This window comes from Erwinia sp. CGal63 (genome assembly GCF_037026505.1).
Lineage (GTDB): Bacteria > Pseudomonadota > Gammaproteobacteria > Enterobacterales > Enterobacteriaceae > Erwinia.
The window spans coordinates 658,960-675,228 of sequence record NZ_JAKUMN010000001.1 but is presented as its reverse complement, the minus strand read 5'-3'; the positions used below and the strand labels follow the sequence as shown (position 1 = coordinate 675,228).

18 protein-coding genes and 2 pseudogenes are annotated in these 16,269 nt (G+C 51.9%); 10 read left to right on the top strand and 10 right to left on the bottom strand.

Features of this window, described 5'->3' with window-relative positions:
• The first annotated feature begins 362 nt into the window (after window positions 1-362).
• Window positions 363-2,135 carry a hypothetical protein gene (locus MKZ79_RS02895; protein ID WP_336140053.1) on the top strand — a complete coding sequence of 591 codons (1,773 nt, stop codon included), beginning with the start codon at window positions 363-365 and terminating at the stop codon, window positions 2,133-2,135.
• Window positions 2,136-2,174: 39 nt separating this feature from the next.
• Here MKZ79_RS02895 and MKZ79_RS02890 read toward each other — a convergent pair whose 3' ends face one another.
• Window positions 2,175-2,375 carry a hypothetical protein gene (locus MKZ79_RS02890; protein WP_336140052.1) on the bottom strand — a complete coding sequence of 67 codons (201 nt, stop codon included), beginning with the start codon at window positions 2,373-2,375 and terminating at the stop codon, window positions 2,175-2,177.
• Between the two features lie 167 nt (window positions 2,376-2,542).
• Here MKZ79_RS02890 and MKZ79_RS02885 point away from each other — a divergent pair, with 167 nt between their 5' ends.
• Window positions 2,543-2,713, top strand: coding sequence for a hypothetical protein (locus MKZ79_RS02885; protein ID WP_336140051.1), 171 nt, complete (start codon window positions 2,543-2,545; stop codon window positions 2,711-2,713).
• Between the two features lie 191 nt (window positions 2,714-2,904).
• Here MKZ79_RS02885 and MKZ79_RS02880 read toward each other — a convergent pair whose 3' ends face one another.
• Window positions 2,905-3,324, bottom strand: a complete 420-nt coding sequence (locus MKZ79_RS02880; RefSeq protein WP_336140050.1) for a PH domain-containing protein — start codon at window positions 3,322-3,324, stop codon at window positions 2,905-2,907.
• Window positions 3,325-3,667: 343 nt separating this feature from the next.
• A complete protein-coding gene (locus tag MKZ79_RS02875) occupies window positions 3,668-4,126 on the bottom strand; it encodes an OB-fold protein (protein ID WP_336140049.1) in 459 nt (152 codons plus the stop codon).
• 479 nt (window positions 4,127-4,605) lie between these two features.
• Between MKZ79_RS02875 and MKZ79_RS02870 the strand changes: the two genes are divergently transcribed.
• Together MKZ79_RS02870 and MKZ79_RS02865 are read left to right on the top strand one after the other, a co-directional pair.
• A complete protein-coding gene (locus MKZ79_RS02870; protein WP_336140048.1) occupies window positions 4,606-6,249 on the top strand; it encodes a methyl-accepting chemotaxis protein in 1,644 nt (547 codons plus the stop codon).
• Window positions 6,250-6,526: 277 nt separating this feature from the next.
• The gene (locus tag MKZ79_RS02865) at window positions 6,527-6,607 is read left to right on the top strand and encodes a tail fiber assembly protein (protein ID WP_336141333.1); all 81 of its coding nucleotides are present in this window, start codon (window positions 6,527-6,529) and stop codon (window positions 6,605-6,607) included.
• Between the two features lie 55 nt (window positions 6,608-6,662).
• Here the strand turns inward: MKZ79_RS02865 and MKZ79_RS02860 are convergent, their stop codons facing one another.
• On the bottom strand, window positions 6,663-7,103 hold the full coding sequence (locus tag MKZ79_RS02860) for a WapI family immunity protein (RefSeq protein WP_336140047.1): 441 nt from the start codon (window positions 7,101-7,103) through the stop codon (window positions 6,663-6,665).
• Between the two features lie 21 nt (window positions 7,104-7,124).
• Window positions 7,125-7,796, bottom strand: a complete 672-nt coding sequence (locus MKZ79_RS02855) for a hypothetical protein (protein ID WP_336140046.1) — start codon at window positions 7,794-7,796, stop codon at window positions 7,125-7,127.
• Window positions 7,797-7,932: 136 nt separating this feature from the next.
• Between MKZ79_RS02855 and MKZ79_RS02850 the strand changes: the two are divergent.
• Both MKZ79_RS02850 and MKZ79_RS02845 read left to right on the top strand, forming a co-directional pair.
• Window positions 7,933-8,198 (top strand): annotated as a pseudogene (locus MKZ79_RS02850) (phage tail protein); the annotation flags it as partial.
• A gap of 10 nt (window positions 8,199-8,208) precedes the next feature.
• A pseudogene (locus tag MKZ79_RS02845) lies at window positions 8,209-8,550 on the top strand (tyrosine-type recombinase/integrase); the annotation flags it as partial.
• Window positions 8,551-8,851: 301 nt separating this feature from the next.
• Here the strand turns inward: MKZ79_RS02845 and MKZ79_RS02840 are convergent.
• Genes MKZ79_RS02840 through yobA form a run of 3 tightly spaced genes read right to left on the bottom strand, consistent with a single transcriptional unit; the run spans window position 8,852 to window position 10,491 of the window.
• Window positions 8,852-9,190 (bottom strand): YebY family protein, encoded by a 339-nt coding sequence (locus MKZ79_RS02840; RefSeq protein WP_336140045.1) that lies wholly within the window; start codon window positions 9,188-9,190, stop codon window positions 8,852-8,854.
• A 49-nt stretch (window positions 9,191-9,239) separates the two neighbouring features.
• Window positions 9,240-10,118, bottom strand: a complete 879-nt coding sequence (gene copD, locus MKZ79_RS02835; RefSeq protein ID WP_336140043.1) for a copper homeostasis membrane protein CopD — start codon at window positions 10,116-10,118, stop codon at window positions 9,240-9,242.
• A 1-nt stretch (window position 10,119) separates the two neighbouring features.
• Entirely contained in the window at window positions 10,120-10,491 is a 372-nt protein-coding gene (gene yobA, locus MKZ79_RS02830) for a CopC domain-containing protein YobA (protein ID WP_442897118.1), read from the bottom strand.
• Between the two features lie 151 nt (window positions 10,492-10,642).
• Between yobA and MKZ79_RS02825 the strand changes: the two genes are divergently transcribed.
• The 3 genes from MKZ79_RS02825 to exoX all read left to right on the top strand — a co-directional run bounded on the left by MKZ79_RS02825 (window position 10,643) and on the right by exoX (window position 12,379).
• Window positions 10,643-10,873, top strand: coding sequence for a DNA polymerase III subunit theta (locus MKZ79_RS02825; protein ID WP_336140041.1), 231 nt, complete (start codon window positions 10,643-10,645; stop codon window positions 10,871-10,873).
• A 74-nt stretch (window positions 10,874-10,947) separates the two neighbouring features.
• On the top strand, window positions 10,948-11,706 hold the full coding sequence (locus MKZ79_RS02820; protein WP_336140040.1) for a carbon-nitrogen hydrolase family protein: 759 nt from the start codon (window positions 10,948-10,950) through the stop codon (window positions 11,704-11,706).
• A gap of 10 nt (window positions 11,707-11,716) precedes the next feature.
• Window positions 11,717-12,379 carry an exodeoxyribonuclease X gene (exoX, locus tag MKZ79_RS02815; protein WP_336140039.1) on the top strand — a complete coding sequence of 221 codons (663 nt, stop codon included), beginning with the start codon at window positions 11,717-11,719 and terminating at the stop codon, window positions 12,377-12,379.
• Here the strand turns inward: exoX and MKZ79_RS02810 are convergent.
• Together MKZ79_RS02810 and MKZ79_RS02805 are read right to left on the bottom strand one after the other, a co-directional pair.
• Window positions 12,376-14,439, bottom strand: a complete 2,064-nt coding sequence (locus MKZ79_RS02810; RefSeq protein WP_336141332.1) for a prolyl oligopeptidase family serine peptidase — start codon at window positions 14,437-14,439, stop codon at window positions 12,376-12,378. The genes exoX and MKZ79_RS02810 overlap by 4 nt on opposite strands.
• A 116-nt stretch (window positions 14,440-14,555) precedes the next feature.
• The gene (locus MKZ79_RS02805; RefSeq protein ID WP_336140038.1) at window positions 14,556-15,206 is read right to left on the bottom strand and encodes a tellurite resistance TerB family protein; all 651 of its coding nucleotides are present in this window, start codon (window positions 15,204-15,206) and stop codon (window positions 14,556-14,558) included.
• Between the two features lie 202 nt (window positions 15,207-15,408).
• Between MKZ79_RS02805 and MKZ79_RS02800 the strand changes: the two genes are divergently transcribed.
• Window positions 15,409-16,239: a sugar phosphate isomerase/epimerase family protein gene (locus MKZ79_RS02800; protein ID WP_336140037.1), complete on the top strand. Its 831-nt coding sequence runs from the start codon at window positions 15,409-15,411 to the stop codon at window positions 16,237-16,239.
• Window positions 16,240-16,269 lie beyond the last annotated feature (30 nt).

Sequence of the window (16,269 nt, the reverse complement as noted above, 5' to 3'; positions counted from 1 at the left end):
GAGTCGAACTTGTTAATCCCGCCACTATAATAAATCAATAATAACACCCATTCCGGTTAATAACGAAACCTTAAAAGCCCTTTGATTTCACATAAAGTTTCAGCTCACACTCACAGAAAAAAAGGATTGCCATGCTCTGAATCGATAATTAGTTTTAATGAGCCAGCTAAAATACCCACAACACTCTGAATTTATACCTGCGGTTACGGGCGGCGATTTTACTATTAACTTTACCGATGAGGCTTATTATGACTATTGACAACACAGCACGGCCTGGCAGCAACAATACTCAGACGCCAAAAAAATTCGGGTTCAAAGCTTATAATCATAATAATGAAGAGTTATCGCTCAATAAACTGGTCATGGAGTTTACAGAGCGGCACGGCAACGCCTTAACTGAACTCAATACGGCGGCTACCATCGCTGAGCTGCGCCAGCTTGAGCCTGCGGCGGCCGGTGATGTCGCTGTGGTTAACGAATACGCCACCGGTTATGGCAGCGGCGGCGGCATCTTTGTCTATGATGCCACAGACACCACCACTACTGATGATAGCGGTATGACCATCGTCACCGCTGGCGGCGCGCGCTGGAAACGCATGGTTAACGACCCCAATGATGTTAACGTCTCTTTTTTCGGTGCGCGCGCCGATGGCACCACCGATTGTCATAGCGCCGTCACCGCGATGTGGAACTGGTCGCAAAGTAACTATCCCTATATCGGAATACAGTTTCCTGCCGGGGAATTTTTAATCTCTAAATTTGATATCACCGGCGCGGAAGTCACCCGCTTCCGACTCGTTGGTCGGCAGGTTAATTTCGGTTACTTCCCGGCTACCACGCTCTATTCCGACAGAAAAAATAGCGAGGCGATGTTTACCGTACAGGCACGCCATACGGAAATTTCCAGCTTGATTATTAACGGCGAAACAGATGCCGCGCAAAACACCAAAGGCTTTTTTAAAAATATCACCACGGCCGGGCAATATATGCGCGCTACCAGCCTGCTCTTTATGAATTTGGGCGGCAGAGGTCTGGATATGCTGGATACGCTCGATTGTAAGATCGACCAGTGGTATTCAAGCGCCTGTAGCGGCACGGTTATTTATGCCACCTGGTCCGGCACCGGTAGCTGGGATCATATCACCGCCGTTGAGCTCTCTAACTTTAACGTACAGTCCCAGACGGTTAATCCGGCCATCGATTTACAGCGGGCAACACAATCACTGATCTGGAACGGCTGGATTGAGCACAGCGCTTATCCGGGCAATATCTCTAACGGCCAGTGGATTATCAACGCGCTGAGCATGGAAAATTGTACTAATCCGCTGGAAGCCCACTATAGCCGCACCATTCTTAACCAGATTAATCTACAGGGCGAGAGCAGCATCGACAGCAGCGAAACCGGCGATCGCTGGGAAAGTATTTCCGAGTATGAAATGGGTAGCGTGCATATTGAAAACCACGGCGTTAAGGTGGATGGCGCCATGAATTATCAATATCTCAGCGGCAGCGGCAAAATGAACAACCAGTCCGACAGCGATCGATGGTTTTATCTGGGCGAGGTATTCCATTCTCAGATTTCAGTGCAGACCAAAATTCGTCTGGACGGCTCCGGCAGCTACAACAGTATCCCCTCGACGCAAACCGGCTATACGGGACGCACGGCTGAAGGTTGTGCGGTGATCTCCCTGCAGACCCTTCAGGACGGCTCTTTTATCGGTACCTGGGCCGGAGAAGGTTCATTGCCCATCACGCGCGTGGTGCTACAGCCGGGCAGCGTCAGCAACAGAATTGCCGTTTACGTCAAAGTCGCCGCCTATACGGGCTACTGTACGGCGCAAATTGAAACCAATGATTTTGACCGCTTCAGCGCGGGCGTGCATTTCCGCTTCTATCCGGGCTATCGCGAGGCGACTACTGAAGAGGTCGCCACGCTCGAAACGCTGGCGGATAACTGCTACCACCAGCACTGGAGCGGCAGAGACGGTGTCGGGTTCGGCTTTAATAACAATAATCAGCTGCTGCTGCAGGGACAGACGCAGCCCGTCAGCGGCTTTAATGACGCTACCCAGTGTCTGCAGGTTTACGTTAATAACACGCTGTACGGCATTGAACTGAAACCGCTGGCAAGCTAACGGGCTAACAATGAAAAAGGCGGCATTGCGCCGCCTTTCTTATTTCTCCTGATAAGGATCTTTTTTATCCGCCTGGCTGTCATCACGAGTACGCGGCATTTCGCCATGTTCGGCAGGCGCATCTTTGGCCGGATGATCGTCCTCCTCATAGGCGTTGCCGGCTGAAGGTGCAGCCTCAGGCAGCCCTTTATGCACGTCGCCCTCATCTTTACGCTTTTTATTTAATTCTTTATCAGACATAGCTCGCTCCTTTGGATTCCGGTCAGTTAAGTGTAGTAGAGGATCCGTACGACGCTGGCGACTTAAAGCTAACCTGGCGCGGGGCTTTTCTTACCTTGCTGCTGGCAATAAACAGACGCCAGGCTACGCTTAAACCTCTGAATCATTTTTAACCCACGGAAAATATTATGAAAAATTGCACGAAAGGTATTATTGCTCTCCTGGCCGTGATGTCGCTGGCAGGCTGTATGCATCGCAGCAGCGCGGTGGGCCAGGATGGACGTCCTCATGCGCCGAGCGCGCAATCTGTGCCGGGCGGTACGCTGGGCGCGGGCCCGGTTGGGCAGCCGCAGTCATAATCTGAGTTCTTTGAACAGCTCTCTGATACCGGCTTCAGGCCGGTATTATTCGCATGGTCACGCCGCTAAAATTTGACAGCTAACGCCTGCGGATATTTCCTCTTTTCGGCCTCTTTTTTTTGATGAAGAGTAAAGTGATTTTTTACGGGTAGATCTGGCGATAAAAGCCAATTTACCGCCAGCTATTTGCATTAGCCTTGCGTGTTTTCTTCCTGCAACTCAAAAAAACGCCGCCTGAAGGCCATGGGGTTTTTAATATATTTAACGGGCGCGCGTGAAGCGCCAACGTCGCAAATAACCAGGGAGCCATAACCCAGAATACGTCCTGCAATGCTTTGCTTGATCTGCAGACTCGATATCTTATTCAGGCTAATCTCAATAGTTTCTCGTTTGATCAATCCTGTTTTAGCGATAATCCGTTTATTGGTAATCCCGGCTTCGTTTGCGCGTAGTACCACATAGCCCAAAGGTATCAACAGCAGCGCTATGCCCGCCGTGGGCAGGAGTAAAATGAACGCCCACAGCACCCAGGGTACCAGAGCCCAAAGCGTCACCTCGCCACGGTACAGCAGCGTTTCATTGCCAATCAGGTTGTCATCGATATAGGCCATGTCTATTTCCTTATATAAAATTTCAGGCCCGTACTTTATCACCTTAATTATTAATGTGGAATTACTTGTCAGGCCTTGATTTTAAATAAACATTAAAATCACATATTAAAATCATGTTATTTACTTTCCGCAAACAATAAATATGACAATTTATCATTATTTTTCGGATTGCGGCTTTGCTCTGCTTTAAATCCTGTTGGATAGCTACTGCTGAAGAAACATCGGCGGGAAAGGCTTTGTAAAAACGGCTATTATTTAGCGAAAATAATTAAGCCCCGATTTCTGGATCGAGGCATTGTATGCTGCGCCCAGGATATCCGGTGCACAACCTTTTATCGCAACCTTATTGATTGAATACGCAGCGGCGTCCCGAAGGCGTGCCGATTACGCGTGCCATACGCTGACAAAGGATTTCAACCTGCGTACCTTTTTTCAGCTTTAAGGCTGTCTCTTTCTCCGAGTCCAGCATTTCCAGGCTGGCAGGCATAAATTGATTCGCAGTTCTTAACCGGATGATAATGGCGTTACTGAAATCTTTATCAATAGACTGAACCGTGCCGGTTACCGCGATCGTTTTGCCTTTCATCGCCTCATCCGTAGCCACTTCGTTATCTTCATAGTCTTTGAAAAGCTTCGCGGCTGAAACGCGATAAATTTCTTTCTGCGGTTTTGACGATGATGTCGTATCAGCGCTTTGCCCGGTTTGCGCCGGTGCTTTATTCGCTTCGCCTGGCCCGGTAATTGCCCGAATCACTACCAGCGCCACAAAAATAAAAAATATCCACTTGATAATTTTTTTCACAAACTTTCCTTTTAAAAAATAAAATGAGTCCAATAAGGCTTCACTCTCTTACTGCCTTACGGCAAGCTGAAAGCTATCTGCCTGCAAACCAATGAGTTTATCGGCACAAATCTTAAAAAATTTAGGTTTAGATTCAAAAACCTGTGCGACGCTGAGAGCAAAATGGCTCTTTGGCTTCTCTTTGCCCTGCTCGCCCCGGTCTGAAAAAGAGATTTGCTGTACAGAAATGAGGCTTACTCTGCCAGGTGTTTGTTACCAGTGGTAACGTTGTTTGACAAAGCATGCCGGGTTTTACAACAGTAACGTTTTAAATCGCTGTAAAATCAACACGCTGAAAAAAAGATCGGTTTGCAGCCAGTTTTTGCTCTCAGAACAGAGAAATTATGCGCTAAACCTGCCTGCACGCTGGCCGATAACCTGAGCCCGGAGCGCGTTCGCTCTTTATCAGCTTAGTTTGTCTTCCCTGCGTCGAGGCGTTCATGACTATTACACAACGTTTATTTTTAACATTCAGCATGCTGGCGTTGGCGCTCTGCGTTATCGCTTTTTCATCGCTGTCTGTCATTACTGGCTTTCAGACTCGTTTCGAGTACGTGCAGAACAATGCGATACCCAGCATTAAAGATCTCAATAAAGCCATCAGCGCTTCCAGTAGTCTGGGCCTGGCCTTATACAAATATCAGGCACTGACCGATCAATCTCAAATGCAGGTTGCCGAGCAGCAAATCAATACTATTCTGGACGACCTGAAGAAGGCGACCGACTATTATATGGATAATGATATTTCCAATGAGGAAGATCGTGCAATGACGGAACAGGCGTGGCGGGATATTGCTGCGTTACGGGCCGACCTGCCTGCTTTTTTAACTGCTGCAAGGTCTGATAACGCTGAGTTAGCGCTCTCACTCCTGCATGGCGATACCGGTATCGGTGCGTCTGGCCGCAAATTAGCCGCCGATTTGAATAAACAAATCGAACTGAATATTCGGATATCCAATGAGCTAAAAGTACAAAACCAGAAAATTTATAGCAAAACTCTCTGGATTATGTGTTCGGGCGTTGCGTTGATTATTCTCGTTCTGAGCTTCTTTGCCATTAAAACCATTCTGGCTATCAGAAAAAGCCTGAAGGATATTGAAAACACGATGAGCGAAGTGAGCAATTCACTGGATCTGAGCTGCCGCGCCGACGACAGCCGTCATGATGAGATAGGTAAAACCGCCAGAGCGTTTAATCAGCTTCTTGGCAAATTTGCCGATACGTTGCTTTCAGTGAATCAGTCAGCGCTTTCCGTCAGTACCGGCTCGTCACAAATCGCGGCCGGCAACGAGGATCTCTCTTCCCGTACCGAACAGCAGGCGGCTTCCCTGGAGCAAACGGCGGCCAGCATGGCCACCCTTAGCGAAACCGTAAAAATTAATGCTAACAGCGCCGATGAAGCTAACTTGCTGGCAGGTAATGCCAATAAACTCTCTTCTGAAAACGGCAGATCGGTAAAAGATATGCTGACGACCATGGATGAGATCCGCACCAGTTCCGGCAAGATTTCTGAAATTACGGGCCTGATTGAAGGCATCGCTTTCCAGACTAATATCCTGGCACTGAATGCGGCGGTAGAAGCAGCAAGAGCCGGTGAACATGGCCGTGGTTTCGCTGTGGTAGCCAGCGAGGTGCGTAATCTCGCCCAACGTTCATCCTCTGCCGCAAAAGAGATTAAAGAGCTGATTTCCCTTTCCGTACAGCAGATTGAGAGTGGTGCTTTGCAGGCCGCCAACGTCGGCGAGAACTCAGAAAAGGTCACGGATTCCATTAATCAGGTTGCTACCATAGTTAATGAAATAGCTACTTCGGCGACCGAGCAGAGCCGTGGTATCGAGCAGGTTCATCAGGCGATTGGACAAATGGATGAGGTGACGCAACAGAACGCCGCGCTGGTTGAAGAAGCCTCTTCCGCTTCGAGATCCTTGCAGGATCAGGCAGAAAATCTCAGCAGGCTGGTGTCAACATTTAAACTGTCGGCTGGCTACAATGTTGCCAGCAAAGCGGAAAAGGTTAAGCAGCCTGCGGCACGCGCGTCACAGCGCGCTACGGCCCTGGCGGATGAAAGCTGGGAAAGCTTTTAACCTGTAGAACGCTAAGCCCCTTCACCAATGAAGGGGCTTTTGCTTTTGACGCCGCAGGCTGTAAAGTTTCATTGCGATCACTGTTATGGCATCGCCAGTACTACCACTGTTAGAGATGATCTCGTCGTAAATGACTTTGCCTTTCGAAGATTAGTGCATTCCAGACTGAAAATGAGAAAAACGCCGTTAGGGCAAATGCCGATTGTGTTATCCAGCCTTTGCAGAATGCGGATGAATCAAGCATCGATACAGACAGCAAGAAATCCCTGCTGAATTAGTGGAAAAGGTATCGGTGGCGCTGAATCGCGTCGATACCTTTGCCGCACCGGATATTATCTGGCCGGAAAAGCCAGCCTGATAATGATCCCCGCCCGGCGGGGATTCTCTGATAAACATATCGGATGCCAGGATGTTTAATTCTGCCACGCAATCATTTCATCCAACCGTTTCAGTATGTCAGGAAAATAGCTTTCGTTAATACTAAAATCTCCTTTAACCTGGACGCTGTCAGCATGTGCCTCTGGTCTAAGGATATACTCGATAATTACACTATCAACATCATTTAATTTCCTGAGCACCATATCTAATTGATGGCGTTCGCTATGAAATTCAAAAGGCTTTATATCATTTTGCGCGATTAGTGCTTCGTGATGGTTAGAGAAGCTATCACGCAATATTTTTAGTTCTCCGATGGTGAATTCGGTCTGAAATTGAGATTTCAAACCATCTACTGAGAACTCAATCCAACATTGAATCCAGTCCCATAAATGTTCAATCGGATCTGCCTCCCTGTCAGCTACGCGTTCAAAGGGAGATACTGTGAAAGTGAAATTATCGTTTCTGAAGTCAAACATATAAGCGTTCCTGTCAGCTTGTTAAAAATACATAAAATGAAAAATTGTCCAGTCTGATTCCCGAACGATAATTTCAAGTTTGTATTTTTTGTATATATACTCCCCGGTCGTTTTATCAAGGCGAAGTTTAAACATTTCTGTTTCATATCTGAACATGCCTTTTCCCTTGCGAGGATCGGCCATGCGAGTACCATAGCGGATGGCTCTCTCCTGAATCTGCAAAGGCACATACCGGCCTGGTTCATACATGTGCTTTGCCGCAGTTTCGGTCATTTTAAGGTTACGGGCGTGCAGCCCGACTTTTAGCCTGCCACGCAACAGGGATACTGTACCCTGGCTAATTTTTGCTGAGATAGCCGCACGCGTACCCGATTCAAATAGAACACGACCTGTCCGAAGAATACGGAAAACGCCAAATGCAACCAGCGCAATATCTATCGGATCAATTAGCGGTGATTCAAGTGGAGCCTCTTCAAGGCGCACAAAACACCCCTGGACGTCGTATATTTTCCATAGCCCGGGTGCCTGTGCCACCGTATATCCGATACACATGCCGCTTGTTTCGTCTGTAATCGGTTTTGCATTACGGGGTAAATTATTAGGCCGAAGCTCAAAAAATTCCCCCTGAGGTAATCTTGACTCAAAGGTATAATACCGTCCTGGTTCCTGTCTTTCTGCCGTTGCTGAAATCATCTTAGTTCCCTCTTTTTAATGATGGCAGTTTATAGTGCCACAACAAAATAAAACGATCATTTACTATTAAATCTTCAGCAAATCCAATCGCATGCATCGTTCCACTTCAGCGGAAAATCTGAGCGCATTCATTTAACGGAGTGCTATTGCCAGAACCGGTAAAAAAGTACGCTGACCGCATCCTTGCAGGCGATTGCCGACCAGTCAAAGCTCTTCACCATTGTAGTACGCTTGGCCGAAGCAGAAACCATCCCCAATATCATCGGTACCACCAACAAAAACGGGCAGTAAACTGGCATAAAGACGCTGTTAAGCGCGCAGACCCAACTCGACTTAAAGCCGCGCATTCTGGGCGTGCCTGACCTCGATTCAATAGAGGTGGGGATCGCGCTTGCCAGCATCGACGATGCTTGAAGATAAAGAAGGGAAGTTTTTCTCGGAGTGCTATCGGCAGTTTTACCGCGTAATACGTCTGGCCAAAATAACCTTACCAGAAGGTCAGATGAGCCACGTTCTGCGTCATAGCTTTGCCAGCCACTTTATGATGGCCGGTGGCAATATCGTGGTACTGCAGCGCATCCTGGGGCATTCAGATATCCGCGTGACCATGCGTTATGCGCACTTTGCACCCGATCATCTGGAAGAGGCCGTGACCAACAATCCGCTGGCGAGAATGGTCCAAAAAGTGACTACAAAGTGTCTACATAGGTTCTTACAGGGGGTAATACGGTACAACTGGGCGGGACATAACTGATTGATTTATCTATAAGTACTTGTTTTAAAACCCCAACCAAAAAAAGACCAAAGACGATTCCTGTCTTTGGTCCAGGGGAATGGCTCTGGTAAGAGCCGTGCGCTAAAAGTTGGCATTTGTGCAGGCTATGACGCCTTGCACCTTAAAAGGTAGTACAGGCGCGGGAATTTTCCAGCCCCGGCATCCAGGGCCAGCTAAAATATGACAGCTCTGTGATCGTAACGGCAGAAACAGTATCAGGATGGCAGGAAAGGCTAATTAGTGCTACCGCGTCCGCAGAGTGCGGACGCGGCAGAAGGGATCAGTCACACAGCTTTTGTGCACGCTCAATAATGGGCGCAAGGCTTTTTTTCTCGCCCGGATGAGCCGGATCGTCAATCTGAATAATGTCGATCGGCTGACCTTTGGCCTGTCCGCTTTTTACCTGCTGTTGCGCTACGTCATTTAACGGATACTGCATCAGTGTGCTGGGATTAATAGCATAGAGCGCGCCGCCTTTGCTACAGGTCAGCATGATCTCTTCGCGATTGAAAGCCCACTTGTCTTTGCCTATTTCAAAACGGCTGACGGTAATCACTTCCGACGCCATTGCGCTGGAACAAAAGCTCAGAGCGAGCAGCAGGCCAACTAATTTTTTCATATCTTGCACTACCTCTTGTAAAAAACGCCTGTAAACAGGCGGTAACGATTCAGGCTGGATCGAGCGTGGCGAAGAAACTTACCAGCAGCAGCGCCATCGCGGCAAGCAGCAGCTCGGCCAGCGTGGTCAGAATAAATACGGCGCGAGCGTGCTCCCCTGAGCTACGAAAGCGCGGCACCAGCCAGTAGCGGTTAAATAGCGCCAGAGCGCACATTGCCGCGACCAGCAGCGTTTTCAGCAGCAGTAGCTGACTGTAGCGGCCAAATGTCGGCGGCCAGGCCGGCAGCAGAATAAAAGCGTTAACGATGCCGCTGACGATAACCAGCGCGACGGCCAGATGACCGTAGCGGGAAAAGCGCATCAGCACGCGGATGGCGTCGTAGCCCGATGGAAAACGCCGCATATCCCGCATAAGGAGCACTACAGGCACTAATCCACCGGCCCAAAAGGCCGCCGAAAGCAAATGAATGGCCTGATTGCTGCGCTGCAGCCAGCCGGAAAAGCCATCCAGCATCGCCGCGTGTCCCACGAAGGCCAGTCCAATTAGCTGCCCTGCTCCACCCAGCAAAAAGAGTTGCTGCCGCGCTTTTCCTTTCAACAGCAGCGCGGCCGCCCCAATCAGCGCAAACACCAGCTGCCATTGCCAGACCTGACCAAAACGCGTCTGCAACACCGCCTGCCAGACCGCGGCTCTGGCGATATCGCCCCAGCCGTCGCCCATCAGCCCGGTTTGCGCCGCCAGCAGCAGCGCCGACGTTAACAGCGAGATTAGCGCGGCGGCGACAAGCAGCGCGTTAAGGCGCTGCGCAAGCGAAGCTTTAAAACTCGCGGGCGCCAGCAGCGTGGTGAACACCGCGCCGCCGGTCAGCGTCATCAGCGCGGCAAAGTGCAGCCAGCGGCAAAGTATATAGAAGAAGCTGAGGGACATCTTACTTCACGCTAAAGGTGTAGGTTCCTTTAGTTTTATGACCATCTACCGACAGCACGTGCCAGCTCACCTGATAGCGTCCGCTGCTTAAAGGTTTTGCTAAGGGGACAATCAGCTGGTTATGCTGTCTGGGCGCGCGTTCGGCCTCGGCGAGCGGCATAGCCTGCTGGTTCTCATTGGTCACCTCGACGCCGCTGAAAGCCGGCTCGATATCTTCGGAAAACGTCAGCGTCAGCGCCTGCGGCGACGCCTGCACATTGGCATTGGCGGCCGGATACTGGCTTTTAAGGTGGGCGTGAGCAGAAACCTGCTGCGAGAAAGCGGCGGCACTCAGCGCCAGCGCGAAAATCATTGACCTACGCATTGAATCCATCCCGTTTGATGCAGCTAAGGGCTGCGGCAAGGCCGAAAGAATACTCCGCTAAAAATAAAGTGTCGAGTCGTTAACGGCTTTTTAACCTGCCGCCAGGCTTGCGAAACGCCCCGCTCTGCTTTATTTTTGCCGCGAGTCTACGGAGGTACCAATGAACTACAATCTGGCGGCACTGCCGCAGGAAGAGAAAGATAAAGTGAATGTCGATTTGGCCGCAGCAGGCGTCGCGTTTAAAGAGCGTTACAATATGCCGGTGGTGGCGGAGATGGTTGAGCGCGAGCAGCCGGAAGCGCTGCGAGACTGGTTTCGCCAGCGGCTTACGCATTATCGTCAGGCCTCGCTAAGTTTTTCCCGTCTGCCCTATGAACCCAAACAAAAATAGTTTAGCGAATAACTTGTGTTTCCTGACCGCTTCGGTTGAGATAACGGCTCAAAATCCGTAACGCGAGTAAATTTATGTCCGTCTGGAGCATCGCCGCCGCGCAGTCAGGGTCTCGTCCCGGAGAAGTCGAGTGGAATATTGAACGTCACCTGGCTTTTGTTCGCCAGGCCGCAGAGCATCAGGTCGATCTGCTGCTGTTTCCGGAGCTCTCCATCACCGGCTATGAACTGGCGCTCGCCAGCGAGCTGGCCATGTCGATAGATGACCCTCGCCTTGATGCCTTTGCCGCAGCGGCTACCGAACATCAGATGAGCATCATCACCGGCGTTCCTCTTCAGGATGGTGACTGCACTCGCCTTTGCGCGCTGGCATTTTTGCCGTGCGGCACGCGGCTGGCCTACTTCAAGCGTAAGCTGGTCGAGGCGGAGAAACCCTTTTTCCAGGCAGGCACGGGCGTTCCCGTGTTTGGCTATCAGGATCATCATGTGGCGATGGCGGTTTGCGCGGACATCAGCGAAGAAGAGTATGCGCGCGATGCCGCCCGACGCGGCGCCAGTCTCTACGCGACCAGCGTACTGCTGTCCGAACGCGGCTATCAAAAGGATTGCGACTATCTGGCGCGCTGGTCGCGCGAGTTTAATATCGCCATACTGATGGCTAACCACGCTTTGCCTACCGGCGGTTTTCAGAGCGCCGGCAAAAGCGCCGTCTGGGATGAAAGCGGCAGACAGGTGATCGTCGGCGGTCATGGCGAACAGTTGGTGATCGCACGCCGCAAGGATAATAAATGGCAGGGCGAAGTGCATGAACTCGGCACGACGCCCGTTAGCTGAGAGATTGAGTATGTTACGCGTAATAGATACCGAAACCTGTGGTCTTCAGGGCGGCGTAGTGGAAGTCGCCTCTGTTGACGTTATCGACGGCAGGATCGTGAACCCGATGAGCGATCTGATCTGCCCGGATCGCCCTATCAGTCGCCAGGCAATGGCCATCCACCGTATTACCGAAGCGATGGTACAGGGCAAGCCGACCATCGAAGAGGCGATTGGCCGCTATCACGGCAGTCCTTATTACGTCGCCCATAACGCCAGCTTCGATCGTCGTATGCTGCCGGAGATGTCGGGCGAATGGATCTGCACCATGACGCTGGCGAAAAGCCTGTGGCCAGGCAGAAAATATGGCAACCAGGCGCTGCGTGAATCCTTGCAGCTGGAAGTGACACCGCCAGCAGATCTGCACGCTCACCGCGCGCTGTATGACTGCTACGTGACCGCCGCCCTGCTGATCCGCATTATGACTTTTTCCGGCTGGGACGCGGCGGAAATGGTGCGCCGTATGCAGGCGCGTGGTTCCGCCGTGACCTTTCCTTTCGGCAAGTATCGCGGCAGCCGCGTTGACGACGTGGTGAAACGCGATCCGGGATACCTGAAATGGATGTTGAAAAATATCCCGGATCTGAAACCCGATCTGAAAAGCGCGATGGAACGGGCGCTGTCAGCGGATTAGCGGAGACTGGCTGCGGTCAGCGTCTCCTGCGCCAGGCCAATCAGGAAAGCATACTCCAGCGCCACGCCTTCATAAGATTTAAAGCGTCCTGATTTACCGCCGTGGCCTGCATCCATGTCCGTGCAGAGCAGCAGCAAGTTGTCGTCTGTTTTCAGCTCTCGCAGCTTCGCCACCCATTTAGCCGGTTCCCAGTACTGCACCTGCGAATCATGCAGACCCGTTGTCACCAGCATATGCGGATAAGGCTGCGCGCTGACGCAGTCATAAGGGCTGTACTGGCGCATATAGCGGTAATATTGCTCCTCCGCCGGGTTGCCCCATTCGTCATACTCGCCGGTGGTCAGCGGAATGGATTCATCCAGCATGGTGGTCACCACGTCCACAAAAGGCACCTGCGCTACCACGCCGTGGAAAAGCGTTGGCGCCATATTGATGACCGCGCCCATTAATAGGCCTCCCGCGCTGCCGCCCATAGCGTACAGCTTTTCAGGATTGCCGTACCCTTTCTCTACCAGCCCGTGAGTAACGTCTATAAAGTCGTTAAAGGTGTTGAGCTTCTTCAGCAGCTTGCCATCTTCATACCACTGCTGGCCCAGCTCGCCGCCGCCACGCAGGTGCACCAGCGCGTAGACAAAGCCGCGATCCAGCAGGCTCAGGCGACTGGAGCTAAAGTCCGCGTCCATACAGCTGCCGTAAGAGCCGTAACCGTAAACCAGCATGGGGTTTTTACCGGGGCGATAATGCTGCTGGTGATAAACCAGCGAAACGGGCACTTCCACCCCGTCGCGAACCTTGATCCAGTGATGTTCGCTGCGGTAGTCGCCCGCCTCGAAGCCTTTTACTTCCGCCTGCTTGAGAATACGGCGTTCGCCGCTGTCCATATCCAGTTCAAAAAGCGTGTCCGGCATGGTCATTGAGGAGTAGCCGTAGCGCAGCTTGCTGGTATCCGCCGTGGGATTGACGGAGAGCCAGGTGACATAGGCGGGATCGTCAAAGGCGATGCCGTAATCCTCTCCGCTCTGCCAGTTGATCTGCCGCAGGCTGGTTAGTCCGCGCTGGCGCTCTTCCACCACCAGCCAGTCGCGAAACAGCGCGAAATCCTCCAGCATCACGTGATCGCGTGGCGCAATCAGCGTTTGCCACTTTTCCTCTTTTACGTGGGCGGTGCGGTAGAGCCCGAAGTTTTTACCGGCGCGGTTGGAGCGCACGTAAAAGTGGTGATCGTAATGATCGAGGCTGTATTCATGATCTTTGCGGCGTGGACAGAACACCTGCGGCTGCGCATCGGCAAATTCGGCGTCCAGCAGCTGGATTTCGCTGGTGGTGGTGCTGTTAAGCACAATCAGAATAAAGTGCTCGGACATCGTTTTATGCAGGCTGACGTAAAAAGTTTCATCCTGCTCTTCATACACCAGCTCGTCATCGCGCTGCGAGGTGCCGAGCCGATGACGCCATACCTGCCACGGCAGCAGCGTCTGTTTATCCTTGAGGACGTAGTAAAAGGTTTGACTGTCGCTAGCCCAGACAAAGCTGCTGGAGACGTTGTCCAGCATTTCCGGGTACCAGTTTCCGGTTTTCAGATTACGGAAACGGATGCCGTACTGACGGCGCGACAGGAAATCTTCCGCCAGCGCCATGACTTCATTATCAGGGCTGATGCCCAAACCGCCCAGCGTATAAAACTCGCTGTGCGCGGCGCGCTGGTTGCCGTCGACCAGGATCTCCCACTCATCCGGCGTCGCCGTTTCCTCCGGCTGACGAGTATAAACAGCGTACTCATTGCCTTCGTCGTAGCGACGCTGGTACCGATAGCCGTTTTTCACGTACGGCACGGAGCTGTCGCGTTGCGGCACGCGATCGACCATCTCCTTCAGCAGCTTATCCTGCAACGCCTGCTGCGTGTGCATCACCGCCTGGCCATAATCGTTTTCTGCGTGCAGATAGTCCAGCACGGCCGGATCTTCGCGCTTGTCGTCACGCAGCCAGTAGTAGTTATCGATACGCGTTTCGCCGTGAGCGCTCATCTCATAAGGGATCTTTCTGGCGACTGGTGGTTTTATCATTCTGCTGCCCCGCTGAATCAGTTATACAGAGTAAGGGTGGCAGCTACGACGATGATTGCCAAGCGCGGCGCAGCGATAAGAGTTGATAATCAGGCGCGTCGGTCGGAAAGTGGTCAGGCGCTCAGCTTTTGTTTCTCCTGCTGAATATCTTTTGCCATGCTGTCGCGGACGTCCTGCGGAATTTTTAGCTCATCGCCCAGCGCCTGCAGATAGCTGCGCTCCATAAAGTGATCGACATCAATTGCCAGGTTGCTGAGGAAATAGACTTCCAGCGCCTCTTCTTCATTCTTTACGTCCTGCGCCAGCATTTTGGGATCGAGCGGCATATCCATAGCACGCTGAATCAGCTGCTCGCCCTCTTTTCCGAGGCCCGCCTGATGAATATGTTCGTCAATCGCTTTACGCTCCTGCGCGTCAATATGACCATCGCTTTTAGCAGCGAAGACCAGCGCCTGTACCAGCCGCTCAGCGCGACGCTCGACCGCCGTAGCCTGCTGGCCGAACTGCGGTTCATCATGACGCGTTTCGCTGATCCGCTGTTTATATTTGTTCCAGAGCAGTGCGCCAGCCGCCGCGCTGCCGCCAACAATCAACGCGTTTTTGCCATATTTGCTCAGCAAATTGCGTGAGGATTTACTGGTAATAAGCAGACCAGCCAGTCCGCCCAGCGCGCCTGGCGCCAGCATTTTGCTTAGCCCTTCGCCATCGCTCTTGCCTTTTACATTGCCCAGCACGTTTTGAATTTGTTGCAGCCAGTTAGTCATATTTGCTCCTTGTTAAATAATGACTAGCATAAAGCGGTTATTGTCAGCAAGCGTCAAGTCAGGCAAAGCCTGGAAAACCTTTATTGCCCTGCCGCCGCTGGCGGAATAACGCGACTCGCTATACTTGTAGACAGGCGGGAGTCAAAAGGTCGGACCGTTTCCCGCCGGTTTGTTTCGCAGACACAGCTGATAAGGGGAAGAAATGCGTTTTCAAAATAACCCATTATTTATTAATACGGTTTTACTGGGCGGCACGACGGAAGAGAAAATCATTGCCGCCGCGCAGGCAGGATTCACTCAGCTGGAGCTGTGGCGGCAGGATGTGGAGTCAGCTAAAGGAGCCGCGCAGGATGTGGCCAGCCTGCTGGATAATCAGCGTATCGCCCTGACGGATTATCAGGTACTGCTGGACTTTGACGGCGCGCCGGATGAGCAGCGGCAGGAGAAGCGTCAGGACGCTATTAAAATGATGGATACGGCGGTGAAACTGGGCGCGACTACGCTGCTGACGCCGGCCTCGACGCAAAAAGAGTGCGTCGCCGAGCGCGAGGAAGAGGATATTCGCTGGCTGGTGCAGGAAGCGGGAAAGCGCGGGCTACGGGTCGCTTTCGAAGCAATGGCGTGGAGCACGCACATCAACACGACGGCCGCCGCATGGCAGCTGGTACAGCGTGTTAACGAGCCTAATTTAGGGCTGGTGGTGGACGCCTTCCATATTTTTGTGCGTAACCGTACCGTCGCCGATTTAAACGGCATCCCGATGGAGAAAATTTTTCTGGTGCAGCTTTCCGATTTGGCTACCCTGCCCTCAGGAAGCGAACTGGTGGATACGGCGCGACATCATCGCCTGCTGCCGGGCCGGGGGAATTTCCCGCTCTATACGCTGCTGGATTATCTGCAGAAGGAAGGCTATAGCGGCCCAATCGGCCTGGAGGTCTTTAATGATGAGATTAAACAGCAGGCGCCGACGGAGGCAGCCAGAGAAGCGATGCACGCCCTGAAGCGCTGTTGCGCGCAGATATCGCCTGACTGACGCCTGACAAAAGGTTTACTTTACCCGGCA